Source organism: Comamonas koreensis (assembly GCF_014076495.1).
GTDB classification, from domain to species: Bacteria; Pseudomonadota; Gammaproteobacteria; order Burkholderiales; family Burkholderiaceae_C; genus Comamonas; species Comamonas squillarum.
The window spans coordinates 4,745,859-4,767,539 of sequence record NZ_CP043575.1; the positions used below are offsets into that span (position 1 = coordinate 4,745,859).

A 21,681-nucleotide genomic window follows, 5' to 3' on the forward strand; every position below is an offset into this window, starting at 1 on the left:
TTTCACATCAGGAATTTCAGGCTTTGGCCTGGACCGGTGCGGCTTGGCGCAACGGATGCACGATGGTCACGCCACCAAATTCGGCGCCATGGGGCAGGTAGAGGCTGAGCATTTGCTGGCAGCCACTGTGCTGGGCACAGGCCACCGCCAGGCAATCGCCAAAATCCAAGGCATGGCGCGCCTGCACGGCCCAGGCGGTCTCCAAGGTGGCGGCATCGGTTTTCCAGGGCGTCCAGCTCTGGTAGCGGCGGATGGCGGCGCGTGCATCGCCTTGGGACATGGGAGTGGCCGCCGTGGTGACCTGGTCGTAGAACTCACTGAGCGCCTGGTTGCCGGTGCGGCCGGTGCGGCTGCTCCACAGCAGATCGAGCCAGTCCAGCGTGGCCTGGTAGAGCGCCGCGTCCGAGACGTTTTCTGCGGCGACCAGCACCGAGGTATCGACAAACACGGTGCTCATGCCCCCTCCTGCCCGGTCTTGCGGCGGCCACCGATTTTGCGTGCCGCAGCGGCGCCACCCGGAGGCGTTGCACCGCCTTGCCAGCTGCGCTCATCGGTGCGCCAGGCCAGGTAGGCGCGCTCGTAGGCGTCCTCGCGCTGCTGGAGCTCGGCCATAAAATCTCCGACCATGCGTGAGACGCTGGTGCCGCGCCGTGCGGCCTCGACCCGGGCCCATTCCAGCACGCTGTCTTCCACAGTGATGGTGAGATTTTTCATGCGGCCAATTTTACACGAAATTCGTGCAACACGAATTTCGTGTTGATAAACCAGACTGCTGCCATCGGACGTTGCGGCCACTATCATCAGGGCAGCCGACCGAGCCCTCATCCATGCCACTTCTCACCGACCTCCTCCCGCAAGCAGCCGCCTCCACGGATCTGCCAGCCCTGACCCACTTGCTGCAGCACTACCGTCCCTGGACCGTGCTGACCGGCGCGGGCGTGAGCACCGGCAGCGGCATCCCCGACTACCGCGATGCGCAAGGCGCCTGGAAGCGCCCTGCCCCCGTGCGCTTTCAGGACTTCATGGACGAGACGCTCACGCGCCAGCGCTACTGGGCGCGCAGTCTGGTGGGCTGGCCGGTGTTCTCGCAGGCCCAGCCCAATGCCGCGCACCAGGCGCTGGCCCGGTTGGAGCAGGCCGGCTATATCCAAGGCCTGATCACCCAGAACGTCGACGGCCTGCACCAGCGCGCGGGCAGCGCGCGGGTGGTGGATCTGCATGGCCGGCTCGACCAGGTGGTCTGCATGGGCTGCGGTCAGCGCATGGCGCGCGCCGACTTTCAGCACCAGCTGATAACGGCTAACCCCGATTGGCAGCACCTGAGCGCCAGCGCTGCACCCGATGGCGATGCCGATCTGGGCGGTGTGGACTTTGCCGCTTTTCAGGTACCGGCCTGCTCCACCTGCGGCGGCATCCTCAAGCCCGATGTCGTCTTCTATGGAGAAAACGTACCTGCCGCACGCCGCCAGGAAGCCATGAACCACCTGGCCGCCAGCGGCGCGCTGCTGGTGGTGGGCAGCTCCTTGATGGTCTATTCAGGCCTGCGCTTTGTGCATGCCGCCAAGCAAGCGGGCCTGCCGGTCGCGGCCATCAACCTGGGCCAGATGCGCGATGACGCACTGCTGGACCTGAAGCTGGCCCAGGCCTGCGCGCCCGCACTCAGCAGCCTGGCCGATCTGCTGGCACCCGCCCGCAGCGACTGACATTGCCAGCAACCCCAACCCACGACGGGGGCCCCGCAACGGTAGATGGAGCCGATAGCCTGCAGCTACACTAGCGGGCTTTACCCAGCCCGTGCCCCAGCGCTGCCAAGCCCCCTTTGCCCACTGCATGTCTCCTGCCTCCATCCCCCACCCCCAGCCGCACGACCACCAGAAAGCGCTGCGCCTCATGCTCGCCTTTGCCTGCCTGTACGCACTGGCCTGGACGCTCGTGCCGCCGCTGCTCGCCCCCAGCTTTCCGCTGGATGTGGTCGAGAGCCTGGGCTGGGGCCGTGAATGGCAATGGGGCTACTACAAGCACCCGCCGCTCCCCCCCATTGCGCTGCATGCGTCCTTCTTGGCGCTGGGCCGCTGGGGCCCGTTTGCGCTGAGCCAGCTGTGCGTGGCGCTGACCTTGGGGCTGGTCTGGCTGACGGCCTGCCGCCTGGTCGGGCGCGAGCGCGCCTTTATCGGCACGGTGCTGACGATGGGCGTGGTCTTCTACACCCGGCCCGCGCTGGAGTTCAACCACAACATTGCGCAGATGCCGTTTTGGGCGGGCATCTGCTACTTCTACCTGGCCGCCTGGCAGGACGACAAGCGCTGGCAATGGCTGCTGCTGGGCCTGATGGCCGGCCTGGGGCTGCTGAGCAAATACTCCATCGGCTTGCTGCTGCTCTGCCTGGGTCTATTTACCGTGCTGAGCCCGGCACGCAGCCTGCTGCGCCGTCCAGGCCCCTGGCTGGCCTTGCTGGTGATGGCGCTGGTGTTTGCGCCGCACCTGCTTTGGCTGCATAGCAACGACTGGCTGCCTTTCTCCTATGCCAAGGATCGCTCCAACAGCTCCGGCGAATCGCCGCGCGCAGGCGCGCTGGGCTTTTTGCTGACCCAGCTGCTCAACCACCTGCCGCTGCTGCTGGTGCTGCTGTTTGCCTACTTGCGGCTGCGCTGGTCCAAGCTGCGGCCTGCCGTATCTGCCCCCTGGCAGTGGCACAGCGCCAAGCCCGCCTACCTGTGCCTCATCGCGCTGGCCCCAGGCTTGCTGCTGGCCACGCTGGGCATGGCCCTGGGCTTGCGCCTGCGCGATATGTGGGGGGTGCCGATGTGGCCTTTCAGTGGCGTGCTGGCTGCGGCGCTCATCCCCAGCGCCTGGCTCGCGCCCATGCGCCCCTACCTGTTGCGCGGCACCATGGTGTGGCTCACGGTGATTTCCGTGCTCTGTGGTGTATATCTTTGGAAGATCTCGGACTTCCGCAAGAGCCCGGTGCGCAGCGATTGGCCCGCTGCCGCGCTGGCGCAGCAGGCCGAGGCCACTTGGGATTCGCTGTCGAGCTGCCCACTCGATACCGTGGCCAGCGATGCCTGGACCGGTGGCCTCGTCGCCATCGGCGCCAAAAGCCAGCCCTCGGTGCTGATCCCGGGCGACCCGCGCCATTCGCCCTGGGCCACGGCCCATCGCCTGCAGCAGCATGGCGCGCTGCGGATCTGGCAGTTGAAAGAGGATGCGGATCGGGATGCCCCCACTGGGCCCTACCCGGTGCTCGATGGACTGCAAGGCATGCGCCTGCATGAGGGCGAATGGGTCATTCCCTGGCCCCGGGGCCAGAGCCGTGCGGACCTGGTGGTGCAATGGCGCGCCTATGTGCCGGCGGCCTGCGAGCGGCGTTGATCACCGCCCTGCTTGCTCTGCCCCAGCCGTTTTGACCCGGGGCAGCAGGCGAGCGATGCTTAGCGCTTGATCCTCATCTCGGCTGCGCGCGCGTGGCCTTGCAGGCCTTCGCCATAGGCCAGCACCGCGGCAGTCTTGCCCAGCACCTGGGCGCCCGCCTCGCTCACCTCGATCAGGCTGGAGCGCTTTTGGAAGTCATAGACGCCCAGCGGCGACGAGAAACGCGCGGTGCCGCTGGTGGGCAGCACATGGTTGGGGCCTGCACAGTAGTCGCCCAGGCTTTCGCTGGTGTAGGCGCCCAGAAAGATCGCGCCCGCATGCTTGAGCAGGGGCTCCCAGCGGTGCGGATCGCGGCTGGAGACTTCCAGGTGCTCGGGCGCAATGCGGTTGCTCAGCGCGCAGGCCTCTTCCATGTCACGCGTGAGGATCAGTGCGCCCCGGTCGGACAGGCTCTTGGCGATGATGGCCTTGCGCGGCATCTCGGGCAGCAGGCGGTCGATTTCGCGCTGCACAGCATCCAGGTAGGCGGCATCGGGGCACAGCAGAATCGACTGCGCCAGTTCATCGTGCTCGGCCTGCGAGAAAAGATCCATCGCCACCCAGTCGGGCGGCGTCGAGCCATCGGCCAGCACCAGAATTTCGCTGGGGCCGGCAATCATGTCGATGCCCACCAGGCCGAACACGCGCTTTTTGGCGCTGGCCACATAGGCATTGCCCGGGCCGGTGATCTTGTCCACCTTGGGGATGGTGGCCGTGCCGTAGGCCAGCGCCGCCACGGCCTGCGCACCGCCAATGGTGAAGGCGCGGTGCACGCCCGCCACATAGGCCGCAGCCAGCACCAGCGGGTTCTTCACACCCTGGGGCGTTGGCACCACCATGATGATGTCCTCCACACCCGCTACATGGGCCGGGATGGCATTCATCAGCACGCTGCTGGGGTAGGCGGCCTTGCCGCCTGGCACATAGATGCCCACGCGGTCGAGCGGCGTGACTTTCTGGCCCAGCAAGGTGCCGTCTTCGTCGCGGTAGCTCCAGCTCTCGCCATTGGCCTTTTTCTGGGCCTCGTGGTAGCTGCGCACGCGGCGTGCTGCCGATTCAAGCGCCTCGCGCTGCTCAGTGGGCAGGCCCTCAAAGGCGGCCTTGAGCTCTTGCTTGCTCAACTCCAGCGCAGCCATGCTGCTGACCTGCAGGCCATCAAAGCGCGCGGTGTAGTCCAGCACAGCGGCATCGCCGCGCTTTTGCACGTCCGCCAGGATATCGGCCACCCGCTGCTCGATGGCAGCATCCGTGTCCGCCGACCAATGCAGGCGCTGAGCGAAGTCATGCTCGAACTGGGCATCGGTGGTTGACAGACGGGCGGGAGCGGCAACGAATTCCATAGTGAATACCTTCTGACTCAGACACTTTTCAAACAGGCAAGTGCCAGCCTGAGAGCGGATGCTTAAACCGGGGCAGTTTGGGCAACACCCGCAGCAAACACATCAATGATATGGCGCAGGCGCTTTTGCTTGAGCTTGAGCGCCGCCTGGTTCACCACCAGGTGCGAGCTGATGTCGATAATGTGCTCGACTTCCTGCAGGTGGTTGGCGCGCAGGGTATTGCCGGTGCTCACCAGGTCGACGATGGCATCGGCCAGACCCGTCAGCGGCGCCAGCTCCATGCTGCCGTAGAGCTTGATCAGGTCCACGTGCACGCCCTTGCGCGCAAAGAACTCGCGCGCAATCTGCGGGTACTTGGTGGCCACGCGCAGACGCGCGCCGCGCTTGACGGCCTGGGCGTAGTCAAAATCATTGCGCACCGCCACGCTCACACGGCACTTGGCGATCTGCAGATCGAGCGGCTGGAACAGGCCCTCGCCGCCGTGCTCGAGCAAGGTGTCCTTGCCGGTCACGCCCAGGTCCGCGCCGCCGTACTGCACATAGGTGGGCACATCGGAGGCGCGCACCAGCACCACCTGCACATCGGGCTGGGTGGTGGCAAAAATCAGCTTGCGCGATTTCTCGGGGTCTTCGAGCACCTCGATGCCTGCGGCGGCCAGCAGCGGCAGGGTTTCGTCAAAAATGCGGCCTTTGGAGAGGGCCAAGGTGATCATGGTGGTGTTGTCCATGGGGCACTTTCGCCAGCGGCAGCCTGCGCATCCATGCCGGATGGGGCTGGGCCAGCCTGGGTTGAAACAAGAAAAATCAGGCCTGCTGGGCAGCCCACTCGGCAGGGGTATGCGTCTTCATCGACAGCGCATGCACCTCATCGGTATGCATCTTCTGGCCCAGGGTCGCGTAGACCAGCTGATGGCGCTGGATCAAACGCTTGCCTTCAAAGGCGGGCGACACGATGGTGGCAAACCAGTGGCGGCCGTCGCCCTCCAGCGCAATATGTTCGCAGGCCAGGCCGGCGGTGATGATGTCTTTGAGGTCCTCAGCAGTCATTGCACGCTCTCACTTAGTCGGTTCGAAATGCCTGCCAGCCGCTCCGTGGGGCGGGCTGCTGGCCAGGCGACTGCAGCCGCGCGGGCTGCAGCAGGGTTCATCAGTTGCGGATCTTGTAGCCGGTGCGCAGCAGCTGCACCGCCAATGCACTCACCAGCAGCCAGGCAACGGCCACAATGCCCAGGCTCAGCCAGGGCGAGGTGTCGCTCTGGCCAAAAAAGCCGTAGCGAAAACCATCAATCATGTAGAAGAACGGGTTCAGGTGGCTGACCTTTTGCCAGAACGGGGGCAGCGACTGGATCGAATAGAACACGCCCGACAGAAAGGTCATCGGCACGATCACAAAGTTCTGGAACGCCGCCATCTGGTCAAACTTGTCTGCCCACAGGCCCGCCAGCAGGCCCAGGGTGCCCATCAGGCCTGCACCCAGCACGGCAAACATCAGCACCCAGGGCAGCGATGCAAAATGCGGCGGCGCGAAGAACAAGGTGATCACATAGACACCCAGGCCGACGGCTAGACCCCGCACGATGGAGGCGCCGACAAAGGCAAAGAACCAGCCCCAGTGCGACAGCGGCGTCAGCAGAACAAACACCAGGCTGCCCATAATCTTGCTTTGCACCAGACTCGACGAGCTATTGGCAAAGGCGTTTTGCAGCAGGCTCATCATCACCAGTCCCGGCACCAGAAAGGCGGTGTAGCTGACATCGCTGAACACGGTCACGCGGCCTTGCAGCACATGGCCAAAGATCAGCAGGTAGAGCACGGCGGTCAGCACCGGCGCGGCCACGGTCTGGAAGCTCACCTTCCAAAAACGCAGCACTTCTTTGTAAAACAGGGTTTGCCAGCCGCTCATCGTGCCACTCCCGCACCCAGTTGCGTGGTGGCATGGTCCACCACGGCATCGCGCGCCATCACTTGCAAGAACACATCCTCCAGATCCGCGCGGCGGATCTCCAGGTCTTCGACCACCACGCCTGCCGTGCGCAGCTGGGCAAGGATGCGCTCCACATCCGCTGCGCTGCTGGCGGGCAGCTGCACAATGCGGCCGGTGATGCGCGCCTGTGCGGCCAGATCGGCCGGCAGCAGGCCATCGGTCTTGAACTGCAGCACGTTCGAGGAGCTGCCCTGCAGCAGCTCGGCCATCGTCGACAGCGCCACCACATGGCCCGAGCGCAGCATCGCAATGCGGTTGCACAGCGCCTCGGCCTCTTCCAGGTAGTGGGTGGTGAGCAGCACCGTATGGCCCTGCTTGTTGAGCTTGCTGACGAACTGCCACAAGGTCTGGCGCAGTTCCACATCGACACCGGCTGTGGGCTCATCGAGCACGATGATCGGCGGCTTGTGCACCAGCGCCTGGGCGACGAGCACGCGGCGCTTCATGCCGCCGCTCAGCTGGCGCATATTGGCCGTGGCCTTGTCGGCCAGGCCCAGGCTCTCGAGCAGCTCATCGATCCAGGCATCGTTGTTCTTGACACCGAAATAGCCCGATTGGATGCGCAGCGATTCGCGCACATTGAAAAACGGGTCAAAAACCAGCTCCTGCGGCACGATACCGAGCTTGCGGCGCGCGTTGGCGTAATCCTCGCGCACATCGCTGCCCAGCACCTTGACGGAGCCGCTGCTGGCGCGGGCCAGGCCGGCCAGAATGCTGATCATGGTGGTCTTGCCCGCGCCGTTGGGCCCGAGCAGGCCAAAGAACTCCCCTTCCTCGATATCGAGGCTGACGTTGTTCAATGCCTGGAAGGGCCCCTTGGCGGTCTGGTAGACCTTGGAGACAGATTGGAATGCGATGGCGGACATGAGTCAGCCATTGTAGGCGCAGCGGCCAGATAGCGCTGTCCTGGGGATTCAGCGCTCAGCCGGCAGTGGTCAGCAGGCCATCGACACCATAGAGGCGCGCCAGCGACAGCACGGGCGCTGACACGCCACGCATCTCAAAGGGCCGGCCAGCCCCCAGTGCCGCGCGCCGGCTGCCCAGCATCACGGCCAGCGCCGATGAGTCAAACACCGCCAAGGCGCTGGCATCGATCTGCACCGCAGCGCCCGCTGGCAGCTGCGCAATGCCCGCCTGCAAGTGCTGCAGGCAGGCCTGGGCCTCATCATGGGTCAGGGTCGAAGGCAGGCTGAGCGCGGCCATGGCTTACTTGCCTGCGTTGGCCTTGTTGCGGGCAGCGATGGAGTCGATCAAGGTCTGTGGGCTGCCACCGGGCTTGTTCAGCTCTTCCTGGAACTGGTTGCGGTAGGTCTCCACCATCCAGATGCCCATGACATTGAGGTTGTAGATCTTCCAGCCCATGCCCTGGCCGGGGGTCTTGACCAGGCGGTAGTCCAGTTGGATCGGGTCACCCCGGCCCAGGATCTCAGAGCGCACCACGACTTCCTTGTCAGCGGGCTGCATGCGCACCGGCTTGACGCTGATGGTCTGGTCGCTCACCTGGTGCAGCGCACCGGCGTAGGTGTTGACCATCAGCTTCTTGAACTCATCTTGCAATTGCTGCTGCTGGGAGGCCGTCGCGGTACGCCACTTGGGGCCTACGGCCGAGGCCATCATGCGGCGGAAATCCACATTGGGCATGACCACGCTGTCGACATACGAGGTGATCTTGGAGACATCACCACCCCGGATGGACTGGTCGGTCTTCAAGGTGCTCAGCACTTCGTCCGAGAGCTGCTTGATCATCGCGTCGGGCGCCATGTCTGCTGCGCTGGCCGCCAGCGGGGCCGATGCCATGCAAGCCACTGCAGCCCATGCGGCGGAGTACTGCACCCATGCTCGACGATTCATCATATGCGTTCCTTTCAGCCGGTGTCTGCCATTCAGACTCGGACCATTTTTGATTCTGAGGCAGACACGCAGTTGCATGCACCACCCTATTTCTTGTAAGCCTTTATAACGGCGGCTTATTTGACGCGGCCCTGGGGCTGGGGGTCGGCTGCCGACTCATTCATCCACTGCGTCTCGTCCTCTTCCTCGCCCGCCTCGGTGGCATTTTGGCGCAGCTGCAGGTAGGCGTCACGGGTGAAGCTGTACTTGTCGAGCGCTGCGGACTGCACCAGCGACGTGGTGCCCAGCAGGTTGGCCCGGGTGTTGACAATGCGCAGACCGGTCAGCGAGTTGCGCACGGGCACATCGTTGATCGAGCTGACCACATTGCCCTGCCAGTCCACCACCATGCCGGCGGAATCGCGGATCGTCGAGGGGCCCAGCAAAGGCCAGACGATGTAGGCGCCCGCAGGCATGCCATAGCGCGCCATCGTCAGGCCAAAGTCCTGCTTGTGGCGCTCGATGTCCATTTCGCTGGCGATATCGATCAGACCACCCAGACCGAAGACGGTGTTGGTGGTAAAGCGCACCACGCTGTTGTAGGTGCCCTCACCCTTGAGCTGCAGCGCGTTGTTCACGGCTGACCACAGGTCGCCGAGGTTGGCGAAGAAGTTGGTCACGGCGGTGCGCACCACGGTCGGCGTCACATCGCGGTAGCCGGTGGCCACGGGCTCGAGCACCGCGCTGTCGACGGCATCGTTGAAGCTGAACACCGCCCGGTTGTAGGGCTCCAGCGGGTCGCGGGGGTTGGCACCAGGGCCGCTGGCACAGCCGGTCAGCACCGTAGCCAGACCCAGGGAAGAAGCCAGCACCCAGGTGCGGCCTTGGAGGTGGAGTGGATAACGCATCATCGTTCTCGTTTTTTGCTTGTGTTATTCGGCAGCCTTGGGTGCGGAGCTCTCCGAGGCCTTGCCATACAGGAACTGGCCGATCAGATTTTCCAGCACGATGGCCGATTGTGTATTGGTGACGGTATCACCACTGGCCAAGGGCTTTTCATCAAAGCCGGCCTCAACGCCCACGTACTGGTCGCCCAGCAGGCCGCTGGTCAGGATCTTGAACGAGCTGTCCTTGGGGAAGGCATAGCCATTGGCCAGCTCGATATGGACATCGGCCTGGAAGGTCTGGTCATTGAAGCCGATGCTTTTGACACGGCCAACCTTCACACCGGCGCTGCGCACGGCCGCCTGGGGCTTCAAGCCGCCAATGTTGTCAAAGCGGGCGGTGACTTCATAGCCTTTGTTGAAATCCAGGGTCAGCAGGTTGCCTGCGCGCAGCGCCAGGAACACCAGCGCGGCAGCACCCAGCATGACAAACAGGCCAACCCAGATATCGGTTTTGGAGGGCTGCATATGCGAATCCGTTTCTCTTTTCACTATCTATAGGGCAGGCGTCAGATGCTGAACATCATGGCCGTGAGCATGAAGTCCAGCGCCAACACCGACAACGAGGCCATGACCACGGTGCGTGTGGTGGCACGCGAGACACCTTCGGGAGTGGGGTTGGCGACAAAGCCTTGGAGCAAGGCGACAAAGGTCACCGTGATGCCAAAGACGATGCTCTTGATCACGCCGTTGCCCAGATCCTGGAAGACATCGACACCGCTTTGCATCTGGCCCCAGAAAGCGCCACCATCGATGCCCAGCATCAGTACGCCAACAATCCAGCCGCCCATGATGCCGACGGCGCTGAACACGGCCGCCAGCAGCGGCATCGCAATCAGGCCGGCCCAAAAGCGCGGCGCCAGAATGCGCTCGATCGGATTGACGGCTATCATCTCCATGGCCGAGAGCTGCTCGCCCGCCTTCATCAAGCCAATCTCGGCCGTCAATGCGGTGCCTGCACGCCCGGCAAACAGCAGCGCCGTCACCACCGGGCCCAGCTCACGCAGCAAGGTCAAAGCCACCATCATGCCCACGGCCTCGGCCGAGCCGTAGCGCTGCAGGATGTAGTAGCCCTGCAGCCCCAGCACAAAGCCGACGAAGAGGCCCGAGACGCCAATGATGGCCAGCGAATAATTGCCCAAAAAGTGGATCTGGTCGCGCAGCAGGCCCGGGCGCTTGAGCACATAGCCCAGCCCGGCGACCAGGCGCAGCAGCAGGCGCGTGGCCTGGCCTACTGCCGCAGCCTTGGAGCGCAGCGCAAAACCGATATCAGCAGGGTGCCACCAACGCATCAGCGGCCTCCCTTCTTGACGGCGCCAGGACCAAAATCTTCATCGATGCTGGGCCCTTGCACATGGAAAGGCACCGGCCCCTGCGCCAGCGCGTTGACAAACTGGTGCACGAGCGGATCGCTGCTGGCACGCACCTCATCGGGCGTACCCTGCGCGGCCACGACGCCGGGGCCCAGGATGATCACCTGGTCGGCCAGCTTGAAGGTCTCTTCCAGATCGTGCGAGACGATGATGCTGGTCAGGCCCAGCGCGTCGTTGAGTTCGCGGATCAGCTGGGCCGAGGTGCCCAGCGAAATCGGGTCCAGCCCGGCAAAGGGCTCGTCGTACATGATGAATTCCGGGTCCAGCGCCATCGCACGGGCCAGCGCCACGCGCCGGGCCATGCCGCCGGAGATCTGCGAGGGCATCAACTCGCGCGCGCCGCGCAGGCCCACGGCCTGCAGCTTCATCAGCACAATGTCGCGCACCATCGCATCGCACAGTTGGGTGTGTTCGCGCAGCGGAAAGGCCACGTTCTCGAACACCGTCATATCGGTGAACAGCGCGCCAAACTGGAACAGCATGCCCATGCGGCGCCGCGCGACATAAAGCTGCGCCTGGCTCATCGCACCCACATCCTGGCCGTCGAGCAGCACCTGGCCGGCCTGGGCGCGGGCCTGGCCGCCAATCAGGCGCAGCACCGTGGTTTTGCCGCCACCGGATGCGCCCATCAGCGCGGTCACCTTCCCGCGTGGGATGGTCAGCGACACATCACGCAAGATGGTGCGGTCACCATAGCCAAAGGTGACATTGCGCAGTTCGACAAGAGGTGGTGAGGCAGAAGATTGCATAGAAAAGCCGGCAACATCCGGCGTCGTCATCATAAGAGGGGGCAGGGCTCTTTTCTGTAGTCAGTTGCCGCAGCGCAAACCGTCAAGCTTACCGCTTGTAACAAACATTCATGAATGTATTTATATAGCCAGATCGTAACCCGGACGGGCTAAGCCCCGCAAGGCAACAGGCTATTGCAGTCGATTGCGTGATCGGGCCAGCCTACAGCATCGCACGGGCGGCTTCTCAGGCCGTTGTTCACAGCGTCAACAACGGTGAGAAGCGCCCGTGATTAGAGCATATTGTCCAAAAAGGAACGGATGCGTGGGTGGCTGCAGTCTTCAAAGAACGCGCGGGCGGGCTTGGTCTCGATCAGGGCGCCCTGGTCCATGAACACCACGGTATTGGCCACCTCGCGGGCAAAGCCCATCTCATGGGTGACCACGAGCATGGTCATGTGCTCCTCGGCCAGCTGACGCATGGTGCGCAGCACCTCGCCCGTCAGCTCCGGGTCCAGCGCCGAAGTGGGCTCGTCAAACAGCATGATGTCCGGCTCCATCGCCAGCGCCCGGGCAATGGCCACGCGCTGCTTCTGGCCGCCCGACAGGCGCGCAGGATAGGCATCGGCTTTCTCCAGCAGGCCCACCTTGCGCAGCAGCTCCTGGGCCTTGGGCATGATCTGCTCGCGCGTCAGGCCCTTGACGACCATCGGCGCCTCGGTGATGTTGTCGATCACCGACAGATGCGGGAACAGGTTGAAGCCCTGGAACACCATGCCCATGCGGCGCAAAATGGCGCGCATCTGGGCCTCGGGTGCGTACTGGGCCTGTCCCTGGGCATTGGTGCGGACGAGGGTCTGGCCCTCGACCACGACCGAGCCTGAATCGATCACCTCGAGGTGGTTCAAGCAGCGCAAAAAGGTGCTCTTGCCCGAGCCAGACGGCCCGATCACCGCCATCACTTCGCCCTTGTGGATATCGAGCGAGACGCGCTTGAGCACCTCGTTGCCATTGAAGGCCTTGCAGATATCACGCGCCTGCACCATCACTGGGGTGGTGCCCATGTCATTGCCTGTCATCGCCATTCTCCTGCGCTGTTCGCCATTGCCGCTTCACACCCACCCATCGCCAGCCACCACTTATGCGTCGTATTTGGCATAGCGCTTTTCCAGGCGGTTGAAGCCCCAGGTCAGCACCAGGGTCATCAGCAGGTAGAAGGCGGCCGCCACCACAAAGGGTGTGGTCGTGAAGTCGCGCTGCACAATGCCGCGCGCGGCGCGCAGCAGGTCGTTGAGGGCGAGCACATAGATCAGCGACGTGTCCTTGACCAGGGTGATGGTCTCGTTGCTGACCGGCGGCAGGATGGTGCGCACCATCTGCGGCAGCACAATGCGGCGCATGGTCTGGCTGTAGGACAGGCCCAGCACCTTCGCGCCTTCATACTGGCCCCGGTCCACGCTCTGGATACCGGCGCGGAAGATCTCGGCAAAATAGGCCGCATAGTTCAGCGCGAATGCCACCACAGCCGAGGGGAAGTCCGGCAGGCGCACGCCGATCACCGGCACAAAGGGCAGCGCAAAATAGATGAACAGCAGCTGCAGCATCAGCGGCGTGCCGCGCATCAGCCAGATATAGGCCTCGACAAAGCGCGCCAGCGCCTTGAAGCGCGAGATGCGCGCCAAGGCCAGCGCCAGACCCAGTGGCACCGACAGCGCCAGAGTGATGAAAAACAGCTTGAGAGTCACCAGGGCGCCGTTGGACAGCGGCCCCAGCATTGAAATTACATAATCCATCGATGGCCTTCAGGGTGGCAGCGGCTTCGCGGGCCTCGCTGCCACAGGCACGAGCGCCGCTGGAACCTGTTGGCGTTCCTGGTCTGGCGCTCCTGTCATAAAAATCCGTTCTGGCCGCCGGGCTGCGCCCAAAAGCACAAGACCGGCACGCTGTGCCGGCCCGGTGCAAAGTCACACGCAGATCAGTGCTTGATCACGTCGGCGCCAAACCACTTCTTGGCGATTTCTTCGGCCTTGCCGTCCTTCTTCATCTCAGACAGCACGTCGTTGATCTTGTTGCGGGTGGCTTCGTCGTCCTTGCGGAAGCCCACGCCATAGTCTTCGGTGCCAAAGTCTTCGGCCAGCACAACATAGTTGTCAGGCTTCTTGGAGACCAGGTAACGGCCCACTACTTCGTCCACCACCACAACGTCCAGACGGCCAGCTTCCACATCCATCAGCGCAGCGATGTTGTCGCCAAACAGCTTGGTTTCCTTGAACTGGGAGGACAGCTCCTTGTCCTTTTCCATCGCGGTCACGGCGCTGGAGCCTTCCTGGGCACCAACGATCTTGCCGGCCATGTCGGCCTTGGTCTTGATGGGCGAGCCGGCCTTGACGATGATGATCTGCTTGTTGACCATGTAGGGGTCGGTGAAGAGGATCTTTTCCTTGCGCTCTTCCAGAATGGTCAGGCCATTCCACAGTGCATCGACGCGCTTGCCCAGCAGCTCGGCTTCCTTGGCGTTCCAGTCGATGGGCTTGAATTCCACTTCGATGCCCGCGCGCTTGGCCGCTTCGCGGGCCATGTCGATGTCAAAGCCCACGATTTCGTTCTTCTCGTCACGGAAACCCATGGGCGGGAAGTTGTCGTCCAGACCCACCACCAGCTTGGTGACCGCCGCCGCAACAGGCGCGGGCGCGGGTGCTTCAGCCGCAGGCTTGGGCGCATCATTCTTGCCGCAAGCGGTGAGCAAGGCAGTCAGCGCCAGGGTGGCAACGAAAGAACGTTTTTTCATGTGTCTCAACCAAAGAGAAAGACAAAATAAGAGCACTTGGCTTGTTTTGTACAAGCATCAGCGTGCAGGCGAATCGCGTATTGTCTCCGATCACACGAAATTCGTGTCGCTCGTGTGGAAAACTCTGCCGGCCTAGTCGGACGTCCGCAAGCCGCTACGATGGCTGCCCCGGCCGCCGCGTGGCGACCAAGGCATCTCGGTATCACGGCTTTTTTTGCCGCGCGTGCATGATTGACAACACTGGCGGCCCCTTATTTATGACCACCCTCTCGCCCGAACTGCGCAAGGCTTTTGAAGAAACCCAGTACCACGTGCTGAACCAGGCCCCTTTCATCCTGCAGCTGGGCCAGGCCCAGGCGGCGCTCGGTGCCCTCTACCAGCAGCACCAGACCGACTGCAGCTGCTTCATCACCGCCTTCAACCCCATGGGCGAGCTGCTGGACAAGGACGAGAACATCGAGCGCCATGCCCAATTGGGCCGCGCGCTGGGCGCTGCCGGCTTTGCCGCGCTGCCCGCCGTTGCCCAGCACCCGGCCAACGGCTGGCCGGCCGAGCCGGGTTTTCTGGTCATCGGCATGGGTCGGGACGATGCCCAGCGCTGGGCCGCGCAGTGGGAGCAACTGGCGGTGGTATGGACCAGTGCCGACATGGTGCCCCAGCTGCTGGAAACCCGGGTGCCCGGCTGGATGCGCTGATCCCCATGACCGACTGAGAGGAAAACCCATGCTGTTGATCATTGGTACCGTGCGCCTGCCCGCCGCGAACCTGGAACGCGCCCTGCCCGCCATGCGAACGATGGTGGAAGCCTCACGCGCCGAGCCTGGCTGCCTGGAATACGGCTACGCCCAGGATGTGCTGGTGCCCGGGCTGATCCACGTCAAGGAGCTCTGGAGCGGCCAGGCCGCGCTTGATGCGCATTTTGCCTCCAGCCATATCCAGGCCTGGCGCGCTGCCTGGCCAGCGCTGGAGATTGGCGACCGCGATTTGCGCGTCTATGAGGTGGGCGCGCCGCGCAGCACCTGATGGTCAGTGGGCGCCGTCCTGTCCAACCACCCTCTTGCACTGCAATGTAGTGCCCGCGCCCATGCCTGAAATTCACAACTGGCTCGCCTTCGCTCTCATTTCCCTGGGCATGGTCCTGACGCCCGGGCCCAATATGGTCTATCTCATTTCCCGCTCGATATGCCAAGGGCGCGGTGCAGGCTTGATCTCGCTGGGCGGTGTGGCCCTGGGCTTTGTGTTCTACATGCTGTGCGCGGCGCTGGGTATCACCGCGCTGGTGATGGCCATCCCCTACGCCTACGACGCACTGCGCATTGGTGGCGCGTTGTACCTGCTGTACCTAGCCTGGCAGGCGGTCAAGCCCGGAGGGCGCTCCCCGTTCGAGCTGCGCCAGTTGCCGCAGGACAGCCCACGCAAGCTGTTTGCGATGGGTTTTCTGACCAACCTGCTCAACCCCAAGATTGCCGTGATGTACCTGTCACTGCTGCCGCAGTTCATCGATCCCGCACATGGCAGCGTTTTTTCGCAGTCCCTGGTGCTGGGTTTCACACAGATTGTGGTCAGCGTCAGCGTGAATGCCGCCATTGCGATGCTGGCCGGCTCGATCGCTGGGTTTCTGGCCAGCCGCCCCAGTTGGGTACAGATGCAGCGCTGGTTGATGGGCACGGTGCTCGCGGGCCTGGCGCTGCGCATGTTGACCGAGGCCCGCAAATAAAACAGGCGCCACAGCCCGGGGTGGGCGGCAGCGCCTGGCAGAAATCCGCGTACCGGGTTCTGTTTACAGCTGGCTGGCGTGAAAGCGCAGGTGCTCGTCGATAAAGCTCTGGATGAAGTAGTAGCCGTGGTCATAGCCGCCATGGCGGCGCAAGGTCAAGGGCTGGCCGACCTGGGCGCAGGCGGCTTCAAAGGCTTCGGGCAGCAGTTGCTTTTCCAGCAAGAACTTGTCGGCCAGGCCCTGGTCGATGAGGATGCCGGCCGGGTATGGCGGCTGCTTTTGCGCGGCCATCAGGGCGGTGGCATCGTGCTGCGCCCAATCGGCCTGGTTGTCGCCCAGGTAGCCGGCAAATGCTTTCTGGCCCCAGGGGCAGTGGGTGGGGTTGGCAATCGGCGCAAAGGCCGAGACCGACTTGAACACACCGGGGTGGCGCAGCGCCAGGGTCAGCGCGCCATGGCCGCCCATGCTGTGGCCAAAGATGCCCAGGCGTTGCAGGTCGATCGGCAGCTTGGCGCCCAAGAGCGGCAGCAGGTCTTCGAGGATGTAGCTTTCCATGCGCCAGTGCAGCGCCCAGGGCTTGGCCGTGGCATCGAGGTAAAAACCCGCACCCACGCCAAAATCCCAGCTCTCCGCCTCGCCAGGCAGGCCCGCGCCGCGCGGGCTGGTGTCGCAGGTGACCAGGGCCACGTTCAGCGAAGCCGCCAGGCGCTGGGCGCCGGCCTTGGTCATGAAGGTCTCTTCGGTACAGGTGAGGCCCGCCAAGTACAGCAGCGCAGGCACTTTCTCGCCCTCCACCGCCTTGGGCGGCAGAAAGACCGAGAACTTCATCGCCAGGCCGATCTGACTGGAGAAATGCTCATAAAAACGCTGGGCGCCGCCAAAGCAGGCATGGGCCGCCTGCAGCTTGAGGCTGGCTTGGGCTTCAGACATCGGAATTTCCTTCGGTCGGAGGTTGCGGGGATGCGGCCTGGGCGGCCGCTGCACGCAGCTTGTCTTTTTTGCTCATGCGCTTGCCCTTGATGCCGCCATTGCCGGCATCTTCAGAGGGCGCATGCGCGGGCACCGCTTCGGTGACCGGGTACTGCTCCAGGGTCTGCAGCGCCACATCGAGCCCATTGCGCTTCGCGATCAGCTTCCAGTGCGCCAGGCTGGCGGGGGTTACCAGGCTGATGGCCAGGCCCGAGATACCGGCCCGGCCCGTGCGGCCGATGCGGTGGGTGTAATCGGTGGGCGAGCGCGGCAGGTCGTAGTTGATGACCAGGGGCAGCGCCTCGACATGGATGCCACGCGCGGCCAGATCGGTGGTGACCAGCACCTGCCACTGGCTGCTGCGGAACTCCTGCAGCACCTGTTGGCGCGCACCCTGGCTCAGCTCGCCATGGAAAGCGGTGGCGCTGATGCCCTTGTCATAGAGCTTGTTGGCCACATGCTCGGCGCTGTAGCGGCTGGCCACAAACACCAGCATGCGCTGGCCCGCGTACTGGGTGACCAGCTCACGCAGCCAGGCAGTGCGCTTGGCGGCATCGAGGTAGTAGGCCTGCTGTACGATGGTGGCGTCCTGCAGGTGGGTCGAGGCGATCTCCACCTTCTCATGCATGGACCGCAACAGGGTGGGCACCAACGCCTGCACCGCCGGGGCAAAGGTGGCCGACAGCAGCAAGGTCTGGCGCTGCTCGCGCGCGGGCACCAGGGCCAGCACGCTGTGCAGCTCCTCGGCAAAGCCCAGGTCCATCAAGCGGTCGGCCTCGTCCAGCACCAGGGTGCTGATGGTGTCCAGCCGCAGCTTGCTGTGCGCCACCACATCGAGCAAGCGCCCAGGCGTGGCAATCACCAGATCCACGCCGCCGCGCAAGGCCAGCAGCTGGGGATTGATGGACACACCACCAGTGAGCACGGCCACCTTGGGGCGGCGGCCCAGGGCCTCGCCAACAAAGTAAACCAGCTCAGCCACCTGGGTGGCCAGTTCGCGCGTGGGCACCAGGATCAAGGCCTGCGTCTCATGGCGGCCCGCCTGGCCTGCCGCGTTGCTCAGCATCCAGGCCTGCATCAGCGGCAGCACATAGGCCGCCGTCTTGCCCGAGCCGGTCGGCGCGCAGCCCAGCAGGTCACGCCCGTCCAGAATGGCCGGAATGGCTTGGGTCTGGATGGCCGTGGGTGCCATCAGGCCATGGGCCTGGGCAGCGTGGGCCAGCGACGGAGCAAGGCCAAGAGAGGTAAAAGACATGGATTTCAATGGTGCGGGCCGGGCCGCAGGGACAACAAGCCTCGCATTGTCGCCCCTGGCAGCGCTGCCAGCGCTGCGCAGGACTATTGCAGCGCCCGCTGGCAGCCGGCGCTGGTCAGCTTTGGCCAGCGGCGCTTAGCGACGATCAGCTGGCGTAGTTGACTACCGAGCGGATCGACTTGCCTTCATGCATCAGGTCAAAAGCCTCGTTGATCTTGGCCAGGCCCATGGTGTGGGTGACAAAGGGCTCGAGCTTGATCTTGCCGGCCATCGCGTCTTCCACCATGCCGGGCAGCTCGCTGCGGCCCTTGACGCCGCCAAAGGCGGTGCCCAGCCATTTGCGGCCGGTCACCAGCTGGAAAGGACGGGTGGAGATCTCCTGGCCCGCGCCCGCCACGCCGATGATCACGCTCTGGCCCCAGCCACGGTGCGCGCATTCCAGCGCCGCACGCATCACCTGGGTGCTGCCAATGCATTCAAAGCTGTGGTCCACGCCCCAGCCGGTCATCTCGACGATCACTTGCTGGATCGGCTTGTCGAAATCCTTGGGGTTGATGCAATCGGTCGCGCCAAAGGTCTTGGCCAGCTCGAACTTGCCGGGGTTGGTATCGACAGCAATGATGCGGCCAGCCTTGGCCAGCTGCGCGCCCTGGATTACCGCCAGGCCAATGCCGCCCAGACCGAACACAGCCACGGTATCGCCCTCTTGCACCTTGGCGGTGTTCTTCACAGCGCCCAGACCGGTGGTCACGCCGCAGCCCAGCAGGCAGACCTGCTCGGGATTGGCATCGGGGTTGACCTTGGCCAGCGACACTGCGGCCACCACGGTGTACTCGGAGAACGTTGAGCAGCCCATGTAGTGGTAGATCGGCTCGCCGTTGTAGCTAAAGCGTGTGGTGCCATCGGGCATCACACCCTTGCCCTGGGTGGCGCGCACCGCTACGCACAGGTTGGTCTTGCCGCTCTTGCAGAACAGGCATTCGCCGCACTCTGCCGTGTACAGAGGGATCACATGGTCGCCCGGCTGGACGCTGGTGACGCCCTCGCCCACTTCCACCACGATGCCCGCGCCTTCATGGCCCAGCACCGCCGGGAAGATGCCTTCGGGGTCATCACCGCTCAAGGTGAAGGCATCCGTGTGGCACACGCCCGTGTGGGTGATCTTGACCAGCACTTCGCCCTTCTGGGGTGGCGCAACGTCGATCTCGACAATCTGCAAAGGCTCTCCGGCTTTGAAGGCAACAGCGGCGCGGGATTTCATGGGGGGACTCCTTGGGTCAAAAATGGGGAAAACAGTCAGGCGCGGTCATGACCACACGCCTATTTGAGGTACGAGCGCAGCAGCGACAGCATTTCGTCAATGTCCGCCTGCGACGGCGCGGGCTGCCGGGCCATGGTCTCGCGCATATGGCCATCAAGCAAATCGGCCATCAGCCCATGCACAGCGCCGCGCATGGCGGCGAGCTGCTGCAGGATGGGGGCGCAATCGCTGCCCGCCTCTACCGCCCGCTCCAAGGCCTCCGCCTGGCCTTTGATGCGGCGCAGGCGGGTGATGGCGCGGTGCTTGTCTTCGGCGTTATGGGGCATGGCAGGCGGTGTTCGCAACGGCGCAAAAGCACGCCAAACTCAGGTACTGGGCCAGAGTATAAATACAATTGATAAAAATTACATATAAAAAATAGATGAAAACCCCAGGTACCCCCTGGGGGTATCTTGAATCTCTGTCACTCTTTCAGGCCGAGCAGGCACAAAAAACCGCAGCCTCGGCTGCGGTCTTGGGTGGGTGAGTAGCTACCGGTTTTAGCGCGGCAGATCGCTCCAGCCCATCAGGTACTCGTCGACGGCGCGCGCGGCCTGGCGACCTTCGCGGATGGCCCAGACCACCAGCGACTGGCCACGGCGCATGTCGCCGGCGGCAAACACCTTGTCCACATTGGTGGCGTAGCCGCCAGTGAAATCGGTGGTGGCACGGGCGTTGCCACGGGCGTCCTTGTCGACACCAAAGGCTTCCAGCACGGGCGAGACGGGGTTCACAAAACCCATGGCCAGCAGCACCAGGTCGGCAGGCCATTCCTTTTCTGTGCCCTTGACTTCGCTCAGCTTGCCGTCCTTGAACTCGACCTGCACGGTGGTCAGGCTCTTGACCTTGCCCTTGTCGCCGTTGAAGGTCTTGGTCGAGATCGCGAACTCACGCACAGCGCCTTCTTCGTGGCTGGAGCTGGTGCGCAGCTTGATCGGCCAGTAGGGCCAGACCAGGGGCTTGTTTTCCTGTTCGGGCGGCATGGGCATCACCTCGAACTGGGTGACGCTCTTGGCGCCGTGGCGGTTGCTGGTGCCCACGCAGTCGCTGCCGGTGTCGCCACCACCGATGACGATGACGTCCTTGCCATCCGCACGGATCTGGCCCTTGAGCTTGTCGCCGGCATTGATCTTGTTTTGCTGGGGCAGGAACTCCATTGCGTAGTGCACGCCGTCCAGGTCACGGCCGGGCACCGGCAGATCGCGCGACTGCTCGGAGCCACCGGTCAGCAGCACCGCGTCAAAATCCGCCTTGAGCTGCTCGGGCGAGACGGTTTCCTTGGCCCAGTTGGTGACCTTGCTGTCCTTGCCCAGGCCGTCCTTGCCAGCCACCAGCACGCCGGTGCGGATGGTCACGCCTTCGGCCTGCAGCTGGGCGGCGCGGCGGTCGATGTGCAGCTTGTCGAGCTTGAAGTCGGGGATGCCGTAGCGCAGCAGGCCGCCGATGCGGTCGTTCTTCTCGAACAGGGTCACCGCATGGCCTGCACGGGCGAGCTGCTGGGCCGCCGCCATGCCGGCAGGGCCGGAGCCGACCACTGCCACTTTCTTGCCGCTCTGGTGCTTGGCGGGGCGCGCCTGCACCCAGCCCTCTTCCCAGGCGCGGTCGATGATGGCGTGCTCGATGGACTTGATGCCCACCGGGTCGTTGTTGATGTTCAGCACGCAGGCTGCTTCGCAAGGGGCGGGGCAGATGCGGCCGGTGAACTCGGGGAAGTTGTTGGTCGAGTCCAGCACATGAAAGGCGGCCGCCCAATCGGCGCGGTACACCAGATCGTTGAAATCCGGAATGATGTTGTTGACCGGGCAGCCGCTGTTGCAAAACGGCGTGCCGCAGTCCATGCAACGGGCGCCTTGCTGCTTGGCCTGCTGCGAGTTCAGGCCAACAACAAATTCCTTGTAGTGCTTGAGGCGGTCTTCAACGGGTGCATAACCCTCGTCGATACGCGCAAATTCCATAAAGCCTGTGACTTTTCCCATGATCGGATCTCTTGCTTGGCTGCTGCCCGCGCCGCGTTGGCGGGGACAGCAATCGTGGTCATTAATAAG

26 protein-coding genes are annotated in these 21,681 nt (G+C 63.9%); 5 read left to right on the top strand and 21 right to left on the bottom strand.

All coding sequences use genetic code 11. The annotated features are described in order from the left end of the window. Positions 1-16: 16 nt before the first annotated feature. Together F0Q04_RS21710 and F0Q04_RS21715 are read right to left on the bottom strand one after the other, a co-directional pair. On the bottom strand, positions 17-457 hold the full coding sequence (locus tag F0Q04_RS21710) for a PIN domain-containing protein (protein WP_182343488.1): 441 nt from the start codon (positions 455-457) through the stop codon (positions 17-19). Continuing rightward, positions 454-714 carry a DUF6364 family protein gene (locus F0Q04_RS21715; protein ID WP_116926421.1) on the bottom strand — a complete coding sequence of 87 codons (261 nt, stop codon included), beginning with the start codon at positions 712-714 and terminating at the stop codon, positions 454-456. Before F0Q04_RS21715 ends, F0Q04_RS21710 begins: the two co-directional genes overlap by 4 nt. Positions 715-827: 113 nt before the next feature. On the opposite strand from F0Q04_RS21715, the gene F0Q04_RS21720 reads away from it, so the two are divergent. Both F0Q04_RS21720 and F0Q04_RS21725 read left to right on the top strand, forming a co-directional pair. Continuing rightward, a complete protein-coding gene (locus F0Q04_RS21720; protein ID WP_182343490.1) occupies positions 828-1,703 on the top strand; it encodes an NAD-dependent protein deacetylase in 876 nt (291 codons plus the stop codon). Between the two features lie 127 nt (positions 1,704-1,830). After that, entirely contained in the window at positions 1,831-3,369 is a 1,539-nt protein-coding gene (locus tag F0Q04_RS21725; RefSeq protein ID WP_116926545.1) for a glycosyltransferase family 39 protein, read from the top strand. A gap of 59 nt (positions 3,370-3,428) precedes the next feature. Here the strand turns inward: F0Q04_RS21725 and hisD are convergent, their stop codons facing one another. From hisD to F0Q04_RS21795, 14 genes are all read right to left on the bottom strand, one after another. Beyond that, positions 3,429-4,748 (bottom strand): histidinol dehydrogenase, encoded by a 1,320-nt coding sequence (gene hisD / locus F0Q04_RS21730; protein ID WP_116926423.1) that lies wholly within the window; start codon positions 4,746-4,748, stop codon positions 3,429-3,431. Positions 4,749-4,810: 62 nt separating this feature from the next. Continuing rightward, a complete protein-coding gene (hisG, locus tag F0Q04_RS21735; RefSeq protein WP_116926546.1) occupies positions 4,811-5,461 on the bottom strand; it encodes an ATP phosphoribosyltransferase in 651 nt (216 codons plus the stop codon). Positions 5,462-5,552: 91 nt separating this feature from the next. Further along, on the bottom strand, positions 5,553-5,795 hold the full coding sequence (locus F0Q04_RS21740; RefSeq protein WP_021026078.1) for a BolA family protein: 243 nt from the start codon (positions 5,793-5,795) through the stop codon (positions 5,553-5,555). Positions 5,796-5,895: 100 nt separating this feature from the next. After that, positions 5,896-6,651, bottom strand: a complete 756-nt coding sequence (locus F0Q04_RS21745; protein WP_021026079.1) for an ABC transporter permease — start codon at positions 6,649-6,651, stop codon at positions 5,896-5,898. Then, positions 6,648-7,598 carry an ABC transporter ATP-binding protein gene (locus F0Q04_RS21750; protein ID WP_021026080.1) on the bottom strand — a complete coding sequence of 317 codons (951 nt, stop codon included), beginning with the start codon at positions 7,596-7,598 and terminating at the stop codon, positions 6,648-6,650. The genes F0Q04_RS21745 and F0Q04_RS21750 overlap by 4 nt, the downstream gene beginning before the upstream one ends. A gap of 55 nt (positions 7,599-7,653) precedes the next feature. Beyond that, complete coding sequence (locus F0Q04_RS21755; RefSeq protein ID WP_116926424.1) at positions 7,654-7,935, bottom strand: STAS domain-containing protein; 282 nt, start codon at positions 7,933-7,935, stop codon at positions 7,654-7,656. Between the two features lie 3 nt (positions 7,936-7,938). Next, positions 7,939-8,586 (bottom strand): MlaC/ttg2D family ABC transporter substrate-binding protein, encoded by a 648-nt coding sequence (locus tag F0Q04_RS21760; protein WP_116926425.1) that lies wholly within the window; start codon positions 8,584-8,586, stop codon positions 7,939-7,941. 113 nt (positions 8,587-8,699) lie between these two features. After that, positions 8,700-9,470 carry a VacJ family lipoprotein gene (locus tag F0Q04_RS21765; protein WP_182343492.1) on the bottom strand — a complete coding sequence of 257 codons (771 nt, stop codon included), beginning with the start codon at positions 9,468-9,470 and terminating at the stop codon, positions 8,700-8,702. Positions 9,471-9,494: 24 nt separating this feature from the next. Further along, positions 9,495-9,974 carry an outer membrane lipid asymmetry maintenance protein MlaD gene (gene mlaD, locus F0Q04_RS21770; protein ID WP_116926426.1) on the bottom strand — a complete coding sequence of 160 codons (480 nt, stop codon included), beginning with the start codon at positions 9,972-9,974 and terminating at the stop codon, positions 9,495-9,497. Positions 9,975-10,015: 41 nt separating this feature from the next. Further along, positions 10,016-10,798 (bottom strand): lipid asymmetry maintenance ABC transporter permease subunit MlaE, encoded by a 783-nt coding sequence (gene mlaE, locus F0Q04_RS21775; RefSeq protein ID WP_182343494.1) that lies wholly within the window; start codon positions 10,796-10,798, stop codon positions 10,016-10,018. Next, positions 10,798-11,628 carry an ABC transporter ATP-binding protein gene (locus F0Q04_RS21780; protein ID WP_116926427.1) on the bottom strand — a complete coding sequence of 277 codons (831 nt, stop codon included), beginning with the start codon at positions 11,626-11,628 and terminating at the stop codon, positions 10,798-10,800. The genes mlaE and F0Q04_RS21780 overlap by 1 nt, the downstream gene beginning before the upstream one ends. Before the next feature lie 272 nt (positions 11,629-11,900). Next, on the bottom strand, positions 11,901-12,653 hold the full coding sequence (locus F0Q04_RS21785) for an amino acid ABC transporter ATP-binding protein (protein WP_182345848.1): 753 nt from the start codon (positions 12,651-12,653) through the stop codon (positions 11,901-11,903). 93 nt (positions 12,654-12,746) lie between these two features. Next, complete coding sequence (locus tag F0Q04_RS21790) at positions 12,747-13,400, bottom strand: amino acid ABC transporter permease (protein WP_021026088.1); 654 nt, start codon at positions 13,398-13,400, stop codon at positions 12,747-12,749. A gap of 182 nt (positions 13,401-13,582) precedes the next feature. Further along, positions 13,583-14,395, bottom strand: coding sequence for an amino acid ABC transporter substrate-binding protein (locus tag F0Q04_RS21795; protein ID WP_116926428.1), 813 nt, complete (start codon positions 14,393-14,395; stop codon positions 13,583-13,585). Between the two features lie 257 nt (positions 14,396-14,652). Between F0Q04_RS21795 and F0Q04_RS21800 the strand changes: the two genes are divergently transcribed. The 3 genes from F0Q04_RS21800 to F0Q04_RS21810 all read left to right on the top strand — a co-directional run bounded on the left by F0Q04_RS21800 (position 14,653) and on the right by F0Q04_RS21810 (position 16,112). Further along, on the top strand, positions 14,653-15,090 hold the full coding sequence (locus F0Q04_RS21800) for a DUF3293 domain-containing protein (RefSeq protein ID WP_182343496.1): 438 nt from the start codon (positions 14,653-14,655) through the stop codon (positions 15,088-15,090). 28 nt (positions 15,091-15,118) lie between these two features. After that, positions 15,119-15,418: a putative quinol monooxygenase gene (locus F0Q04_RS21805; protein ID WP_182343498.1), complete on the top strand. Its 300-nt coding sequence runs from the start codon at positions 15,119-15,121 to the stop codon at positions 15,416-15,418. Between the two features lie 61 nt (positions 15,419-15,479). Beyond that, positions 15,480-16,112, top strand: coding sequence for a LysE family translocator (locus tag F0Q04_RS21810; protein WP_182343500.1), 633 nt, complete (start codon positions 15,480-15,482; stop codon positions 16,110-16,112). 63 nt (positions 16,113-16,175) lie between these two features. On the opposite strand, the gene fghA is transcribed toward F0Q04_RS21810, so the two are convergent. The 5 genes from fghA to F0Q04_RS21835 form a co-directional block, all read right to left on the bottom strand. Further along, on the bottom strand, positions 16,176-17,042 hold the full coding sequence (fghA, locus tag F0Q04_RS21815; protein WP_116926432.1) for an S-formylglutathione hydrolase: 867 nt from the start codon (positions 17,040-17,042) through the stop codon (positions 16,176-16,178). Further along, positions 17,035-18,336: a DEAD/DEAH box helicase gene (locus tag F0Q04_RS21820; RefSeq protein WP_182343502.1), complete on the bottom strand. Its 1,302-nt coding sequence runs from the start codon at positions 18,334-18,336 to the stop codon at positions 17,035-17,037. The genes fghA and F0Q04_RS21820 overlap by 8 nt, the downstream gene beginning before the upstream one ends. 145 nt (positions 18,337-18,481) lie before the next feature. Beyond that, positions 18,482-19,597 carry an S-(hydroxymethyl)glutathione dehydrogenase/class III alcohol dehydrogenase gene (locus tag F0Q04_RS21825; protein WP_116926434.1) on the bottom strand — a complete coding sequence of 372 codons (1,116 nt, stop codon included), beginning with the start codon at positions 19,595-19,597 and terminating at the stop codon, positions 18,482-18,484. Between the two features lie 59 nt (positions 19,598-19,656). Further along, positions 19,657-19,923, bottom strand: a complete 267-nt coding sequence (locus F0Q04_RS21830; protein WP_182343504.1) for a metal/formaldehyde-sensitive transcriptional repressor — start codon at positions 19,921-19,923, stop codon at positions 19,657-19,659. Between the two features lie 213 nt (positions 19,924-20,136). Beyond that, positions 20,137-21,612, bottom strand: coding sequence for a glutamate synthase subunit beta (locus F0Q04_RS21835; RefSeq protein ID WP_182343506.1), 1,476 nt, complete (start codon positions 21,610-21,612; stop codon positions 20,137-20,139). Positions 21,613-21,681 lie beyond the last annotated feature (69 nt).